Raw genomic sequence first — 7,460 nt, forward strand, 5'->3', positions numbered from 1 at the left:
TGGAGCGCCGCATATGGTAAAAGAAAGTATAGCTTCATCATGACAAAGCCATGACGGGAACAAGTAGCGGCTGTCTCCCTGGTGCAGAGAGCTGGCGGGCGGTGCGAGCCAGCCCAAAGGCAGGCGTGAATTACCTCCCTGAGCAGCGATGGCGAACGGTTTCGTTTTTTGCGGTCGGGTCAAACGAGGCATCGGCTCCGTTTTGCGACGGAGCTGGCGCGGAGGACCACGCCGCTGGCGGCCTAGTAGCCATTGGCCGGCATGCGCCGTTACCGAAATGAGCGAGAAAGCCTATGGCTTTCTAAGTAGGGTGGTACCGCGATGAACACTCGCCCCTTCATACAGGGCGGGTGTTTTCTTTATGTAGAACATTCCATAGAGAGGTGAAGGACATGGATTTGCTTGCAGAATTGCAATGGCGCGGGCTCGTCAACCAAACGACGGATGAAGACGGGCTCCGAGCGCTGCTGAACGAGGAAAAAGTGACGCTTTATTGCGGGTTTGACCCGACGGCCGACAGCTTGCACATCGGCAACTTGGCCGCCATTTTGACGCTGCGCCGTTTCCAACAGGCGGGCCATCAACCGATTGCGCTAGTCGGCGGGGCCACTGGATTGATCGGCGATCCGAGCGGGAAAAAAAGCGAGCGCACGCTCAATGCCAAAGAGACGGTCGAAGCGTGGAGCGCCCGCATTAAAGGGCAGTTGGAACGGTTGTTGGACTTTACGGCTGTAAACAACCCGGCGAAAATGAAAAACAATTACGACTGGATCGGGCCGCTGGATGTGATCTCGTTTTTGCGCGATGTCGGCAAGCATTTCAGCATCAACTACATGCTGGCGAAAGAGTCGGTGCAGTCGCGCATTGAAACCGGCATTTCGTTCACCGAGTTCAGCTACATGATGCTGCAGGCGTATGACTTTCTGAAGTTGTACGAGAGGGAAGGCTGCCGCCTGCAAATCGGCGGGAGCGACCAGTGGGGCAACATTACGGCCGGGCTGGAACTCATTCGCAAAACGAACAGCGAAGCGAAGGCGTTCGGCTTGACGATTCCGCTTGTGACAAAGGCGGACGGGACGAAATTTGGCAAAACGGAAAGCGGCACGATCTGGCTCGATCCCGAGAAAACGTCGCCGTACGAGTTTTACCAGTTTTGGATCAACACTGACGACCGTGATGTGATCCGTTACTTGAAGTACTTTACGTTCCTGTCAAAAGAGGAAATCGAGGCGCTTGAGCACGAGCTGCGTGAGGCGCCAGAGAAGCGGGCGGCACAAAAAGCGCTCGCTGAGGAAGTGACAAAACTCGTGCACGGCGAAGAGGCGCTCAAGCAAGCCGTCCGCATTTCCGAGGCGCTCTTTAGCGGCGATATTGCGAAGTTAACGGCGGCGGAAATTGAACAAGGCTTCAAAGATGTGCCGTCATTCGTTCATGAAGGAGGCGACGTTCCGCTCGTCGAGCTGCTTGTCGCCGCCGGTATTTCGCCGTCGAAACGGCAAGCGCGCGAAGACGTCCAAAACGGCGCCATTTATGTGAACGGGGAGCGCATCCAAGACGTGGGCGCCGTCCTGACCGCCGCGCATCGCTTGGAAGGGCGCTTTACCGTCATCCGCCGCGGAAAGAAAAAGTATTATTTGATTCGCTACGCGTAAACAAAAAGATCCGAAATGCTGATGCATTTCGGATCTTTTTTGCGCCTTAACGCGAGTAGAACTCAACGATGAGCGCTTCGTTGATTTCCGCCGGCAGTTCGGAGCGCTCCGGCAGGCGGGTATACGTGCCTTCCATTTTTTCCGGATTGAACGTCAAGTAATCCGGAATGTAATTGCTCGCTTCGATCGCTTCTTTAATCACTTGCAAGTTGCGCGATTTTTCGCGGACGGCGATCGTTTGCCCCGGTTTGACGCGGTACGACGGGATGTTGACGCGGCTGCCGTCAACCAAGATGTGGCCATGCGTCACGAGCTGGCGAGCTTGGCGGCGCGTGCGGGCCAACCCTAAGCGATAGACGAGGTTGTCCAAACGCGACTCGAGCAAAATCATGAAGTTTTCGCCGTGTTTGCCCGGCATTTTGCCTGCTTCATCGAACGTTTTGCGGAACTGGCGCTCGTTCACGCCGTACATATGGCGCAGCTTTTGCTTTTCTTGCAGCTGCAAGCCATATTCCGACAATTTCCGCCGTTGGCCAGGGCCGTGTTGACCCGGCGGATACGGGCGTTTTTGCAATTCTTTCCCCGTGCCGCTCAACGAGATGCCAAGGCGGCGGGAAACTTTCCATGTTGGTCCGGTATAACGAGCCATGCACTGCTCCTCCTTATGCTTTTATTCCCGTAAAATAAAAGCAGATGTGCGCCAACAATTATGGCCATTTTGTTTTCATGCATCCTCGCTCTCGCAGCTAAGAGTTACGCGATGCACCTCGACGGGAAGCCGAGGAACAAAATGGGCCATAAAGGTGAGCACAAAGGCTGCTATATTTTACACAAAGGCTATTATATGATTTTTTGCAAACAAAGTCAACATTTTGTTTTCCCTTTTTCCGGTTTCTATGATATAATAAAAGATGCAATTTTTAGAAAAAATTCGCTTATATCTATTGACAATGCCAATTTAGGTGGAAAAGATGATGTGCATGGAAGAGATGAAGCGATATGAATCATTTAAACAAAAATTTTTCCACTGGTTTTTGGCGTTTCCTGACGACGAACCGTTTCTGGCGGCGGCCGACGAGCTGCTCGCGCTGTTGAAAGAGGAGATGGGGCTCGAGCAAGCCGTTTTTTATTTGTTCGATCCGGAGCGGGCGGCGTTTTATCCGGAAGCGTCCGCCGGCGGGGCGATGGGAGCGGGGGCGGTGGCAGCTGACGGAGGGCAGGAAATCGCTTTGCTCGATGGCGGCTCGCATGAGAAAGCTAGGCTCTTTTTTTCGCTTCCGGACGGAACGCCGGCGTTGCTCGAGCTGACATACCGCAAAGAACGCGCCATCGACCGACCGTTGCTCCAGGCGGTGCGGGCCGATTTTGCTGATTTGTTCGGCAAACTCGCCGCCATGCTTCAAGGGGAGGGCGAAGAAAAGCGGTACGGGCAGCTGCATCGGTTTGCGGCGAAAATCCATTCCTCCATGCGCATTGATGATGTGCTCGAGGAAATTATCCGCACGCTGCAAAACGTCTACCCATCGTTTACATACTATCTTCTCTTGTCGCACGACAACCACCTGCGCGATCATTTGCCGATCAAAGTGCTCGCTTTGGATGAAGGCGAAGGACAAACCGCGGCGTTGCGGGCGTTTTTGACCGGCCAAGTGCAGTGCGACGAGCTGGAAACGCCGCGCCGTTCCGTATTGTATGCGCCGATCAAAGGAGTTCAGGCCGTGTATGGGGTCATTCAAATTATCGCGCCGTATGCGGCCCCGTTTCCGCAGCGGGAGGTTCGTTTTATTTCCTTGCTTGCCGGAACGGCGGGCAGCGCGCTCGAGAACGCCAAATTGTACGAGCAGTCGCGTCGGCTCGTGGCCGACTTGCAGCTCATTAACGACACGATGCGCCAGCTGAACGCCCGCATGCGCCTGCACGAAGGCATTGAGTACATGGTGTCGCAAATTCGCCAGTCGTTTGGCGCCGATGAAGTCGGTTTTTTCTTGTTCGCGGACGGCCGGCGGGAGCTGTTGCCGGGAAGCACGCCGTTTTTTTATGAAGAGCGGTCGGCGATGTACGTCAAATGGGTGGAAGAGCGGCGCCGGGATGGACAAGATATTTTGTTTGCCGGTGATGCATGGGCGTCTTCCCTTACGCCGTTCCGCTCGATCATGGCCGCGCCCATGCAGCAAAACAAGGAAACGAAAGGCGTTTGCATCGCGTTGGCCCGCGAGCCGTACCGATTTACGTTTGAGATGTTCAAGCTGCTCGAGTCGCTCGTGCAGCATTCGACATTGGCGTTTATGAACGCCATTTTGCGCGAGGAACTGGAAAAGCTCGTCGTCACCGATTATTTGACGAAGCTGTATACACGCCGTTATTTGGACGAGACGATCCAAAAGTCGATGGAAACGGACGGTTCGGGGGCTTTTTTGCTGATTGATATCGACAATTTTAAGCAAATCAATGACTTGTACGGCCATCAAATCGGTGATGAGGTGTTGATCCGCGTGGCTGAGACGGTTCGGGCTAGCGTTCGTGAAAACGATGTGGCTGCGCGCTGGGGCGGCGAGGAGTTGGCGGTGTATTTGCCGAATGTCCATCTCGTCGATGCCGTGGCTGCGGCTCGCCGCATCACGGAAAAAGTAAGGCAACATACGGCTCCCGCGGTGACGGTGTCATGCGGCGTTTCTTGGTGGGGGCGGCGCTTTGGCGACAATGCGAAACAGCTGTTCAAACAGGCGGACAAGGCTCTCTACCGGGCGAAAGAGATGGGAAAAAACTGCATTTTCGTTTATGACGGCCGTCGCTTGTATAAGGCGTAAAAAAAGGAATCCGAGCGGATTCCTTCTTTGTGTCCGCCGCTCGCGTTCGTCCGCTTGGCGTCAAGCGGAGACGAGCGCCGCGGCAAACTGCTCCAAATAGCGGCGATCGACGTCATCAAAGCGGTTTTTGATCGGGCTGTCAATGTCTAAGACGCCGATGACGCGGCCGTCCTTGATGAGCGGCACGACGATTTCCGACTGGGACGCCGCGTCGCAGGCGATATGGCCGGGGAATTGGTGCACGTCAGGGACGACGACCGTCCGCCGCTCAGCCGCGGCCGTGCCGCATACCCCTTTGCCGAACGGGATGCGCACGCACGCCGGAAGCCCTTGGAACGGTCCGAGCACCAGCTCGTCGCCGTCTGCCAAATAAAACCCGACCCAGTTGATCTGCTCAAGAAACTGGTTGAGCAAGGCGGCGGCGTTCGCCAAGTTGGCGATGAGATTCGGCTCCCCGGCGATGAGCGCCTTCAACTGTTCGATCACAAGCGTATAGTTTTCTTCACGGGTGCCGTTGTAGGCCATGCGATGAAACATAAGGCTGCCTCCTTTTTCATTTTGGCTCATTGTATGACGGGGCGCCGCCGTTGTCAACGAAAAGCGCTCCGCGGTCCATGGCGTCTCGCCCTTGGTGAAGGTCGGCGGCGCAATGGGCGTCCGAACCGTAGACGATCGGGATGCCTCGCCGCTGCGCTTCGGCTATGATTTGGGTGGGCGGATACGGTTCTAAACAAAGCGGTTTGGCCAAGCCGGCTCCGTTGCCATCGAGTTCGCCGCCGAACCGCTCGATGTCATCGAGAATCGCCACCATCCATTCCGTCATCGGCTCGGGGCATGGAAAGCGGCGTTGGAATTTGCGGACGAGCGTCATGTGCCCGATTCGTTTCGGCTTATAGCGGCCGAGCTCGGCGCGGATCGATTGGCGCACGGTTTCATAGTACGCGCGATGGACGCGCTCTACCGAACCGAACAGGCGGATGATGTGGGCGAACATGTCCGCGCTGTAATCGATGCATACATACTGTCCGCGGCAAGGCAAAAAATGGACCGATAAAATGCTGTCATCGAGCAGAGGACCGACTTCATCCAGCATTCGAGCGGTCTCCTCTTCGAAACCGGGGATGAAGTCGACCTCGAGCCCCACGCGAATCGTAATGTCGTTTCGATAGCGCGCCTTGATGTCAGAGACTGCGGCCAAATAGCGCTCAAGCTCCCGGCTGTTCATCGCGCTGTCCCGCTCCGGCGTCGGATCGATAAACCGCTCCGGCAGCGGGGCATGCTCCGTAAATGAGATGTCGGTATAGCCGAGCGCAATCGCCCGCTCCACGTACCGCTCCAGCGGGTCGCTGCTTCCGTGCGGGCAAAACGGCGTATGAATATGTCCGTCGCGCATGGCGGGTTCCCCCTTTCCTTCTTCACGCATCATCGCGAAAAAATTGAAGCTTCCTGTAAAAAAAATTAAAATTTTGGTCAAAAAATGTCGTTAACATGGTATCATAAAAACATTGAAAAAGATATAGTCTTCCTGTTTTCGGCTCGTTTGTCTGATGTGAGTAGGTTGAATGCAAGGGGGCATCAACGGATGGAAATAGCCTGGATTGTTCTGCTCCTCAGCGTGGGGGCGATCATATATAACCAGTGGCAGCGGAAGCGAATGTACCGGGAAATCGACCGTCTGGAGGAATGGAAAATCAGCTTGATGAACCGGCCGGTGCCGGACGAGCTGGCGAAAGTCAAACAGCTGAACATGACCGGGGAGACGGAGCAGCTGTTTGAACGGTGGCGCCAGCAATGGGACGACATCGTGGCGGTCAAGCTGCCCGATGTGGAGGAAAAGCTGTTTGATGCGGAGCAGTTGTTGGATCGATACCGCTACCGGCGGGCCGCCCGGCTGCTCGAACAGATTGAGGACGATTTGCGCCGCCTCGAGAGGGAGGTGCACGGGATCATCCATGAAGTCAACGAACTGATTGGCAGCGAAGAGCAAAGCCGCGTGGAAATCGAAGAGCTGCGCGCGCTCCATCGCGAGGCGAAAAAAAACTTGCTCGCCTATCGTTATACGTTTGGGGCGGCGGCCGATCCGCTTGACGCCCGTTTGACGGAGGTGGAGCGGCAATTTCAGCGGTTTGCCGAGTTGACCGAAGCCGGCAACTATTTGGCGGCGCGCGATGTCGTTCTTGCCTTGAAGGAAGAGCTCAGCCGCCTTTCCGTCATGATGGAAGACGTCCCGGCGCTGCTTGGCGAATGTCAAACATCCCTTCCAGCTCAGCTGGCCGAGCTCGCTGACGGCTATCGCGAGATGGAGCAAAGCGGGTACATTCTTGACCATTTGCAGATGGAGCGCACGCTGCAAGAAAAGAGGGAGAAAATCGATCAATGCCTAGCGATGATCAGCGAACTGCGCGTCGAGGAAGCGAAGGAAGCGGTTAGCGAACTGAAGGAGGAGCTTGAGGCGCTGTACGACTCGTTGGAAAACGAAGTGCTCGCTCATCAATACGTCCAAACCGAGATGCCGCGCATCGGCGGCATGATTGCGGAGCTGGTCGCCGAAGCGAAAGAAACCGAGGCCGAAGCGCTGTTCGTCCAGCAAAGCTATCACTTGTCGCCAAGCGATCTTGACAAATACCGGAGCATCGAAAAACAATTGCATCAGCTACAAAAGCGATTCCTTCTTCTTGAAGGGCGGGCCGCCGAGGCGAAAACGGCGTATTCGCTCCTGAAAGAAGAGCTCGATCAGCTTGTCGGGCAAATGAGCATGATGAAAGAAGAGCACGAGCAGTTCCGGACGATGCTGCAAACGCTGCGCAAAGATGAATTGGTCGCGCGCGAAAAGCTTGACGACATGAGAAAAAAACTCGCGGAGGCGCTCCGTCTCGTACAAAAAAGTCGGCTCCCCGGGTTGCCTGAGCCGTACTCGCTGGAATTGGCCGAAGCCAAACGGCGCTTGCAGACCGTCGCCGCCCGCCTCGATGAAAAGCCGTTGGATATGGCGGCCGTCGAT

At 55.6% G+C, this 7,460-nt stretch carries 7 protein-coding genes and 1 other annotated feature; of the genes, 4 read left to right on the forward strand and 3 right to left on the reverse strand.

Annotation, left to right across the window (positions count from 1 at the left end):
- Window positions 1-41 precede the first annotated feature (41 nt).
- Window positions 42-340: a binding site (T-box leader), on the forward strand.
- 52 nt (window positions 341-392) lie between these two features.
- The gene (tyrS, locus tag B4113_RS09020; protein WP_033021952.1) at window positions 393-1,652 is read left to right on the forward strand and encodes a tyrosine--tRNA ligase; all 1,260 of its coding nucleotides are present in this window, start codon (window positions 393-395) and stop codon (window positions 1,650-1,652) included.
- A gap of 46 nt (window positions 1,653-1,698) precedes the next feature.
- Here the strand turns inward: tyrS and rpsD are convergent, their stop codons facing one another.
- Window positions 1,699-2,301 carry a 30S ribosomal protein S4 gene (gene rpsD, locus B4113_RS09025; protein ID WP_033021951.1) on the reverse strand — a complete coding sequence of 201 codons (603 nt, stop codon included), beginning with the start codon at window positions 2,299-2,301 and terminating at the stop codon, window positions 1,699-1,701.
- A gap of 141 nt (window positions 2,302-2,442) precedes the next feature.
- On the opposite strand from rpsD, the gene B4113_RS09030 reads away from it, so the two are divergent.
- Both B4113_RS09030 and B4113_RS09035 read left to right on the forward strand, forming a co-directional pair.
- Entirely contained in the window at window positions 2,443-2,655 is a 213-nt protein-coding gene (locus B4113_RS09030) for a hypothetical protein (RefSeq protein WP_165570945.1), read from the forward strand.
- Window positions 2,627-4,459 (forward strand): diguanylate cyclase, encoded by a 1,833-nt coding sequence (locus B4113_RS09035; protein ID WP_033021947.1) that lies wholly within the window; start codon window positions 2,627-2,629, stop codon window positions 4,457-4,459. The genes B4113_RS09030 and B4113_RS09035 overlap by 29 nt, the downstream gene beginning before the upstream one ends.
- A 60-nt stretch (window positions 4,460-4,519) precedes the next feature.
- Here B4113_RS09035 and B4113_RS09040 read toward each other — a convergent pair whose 3' ends face one another.
- Window positions 4,520-4,996, reverse strand: coding sequence for a GAF domain-containing protein (locus tag B4113_RS09040; protein WP_033021944.1), 477 nt, complete (start codon window positions 4,994-4,996; stop codon window positions 4,520-4,522).
- A 16-nt stretch (window positions 4,997-5,012) separates the two neighbouring features.
- Complete coding sequence (hisJ, locus tag B4113_RS09045; protein WP_033021938.1) at window positions 5,013-5,852, reverse strand: histidinol-phosphatase HisJ; 840 nt, start codon at window positions 5,850-5,852, stop codon at window positions 5,013-5,015.
- A 189-nt stretch (window positions 5,853-6,041) separates the two neighbouring features.
- On the opposite strand from hisJ, the gene ezrA reads away from it, so the two are divergent.
- Window positions 6,042-7,460 (forward strand): septation ring formation regulator EzrA (gene ezrA / locus B4113_RS09050; RefSeq protein ID WP_235597983.1); only part of this gene is annotated, 1,419 nt, incomplete at its 3' end.

Origin of the sequence: Geobacillus sp. B4113_201601 (genome assembly GCF_001587475.1) — a bacterium.
GTDB lineage: Bacteria > Bacillota > Bacilli > Bacillales > Anoxybacillaceae > Geobacillus > Geobacillus icigianus.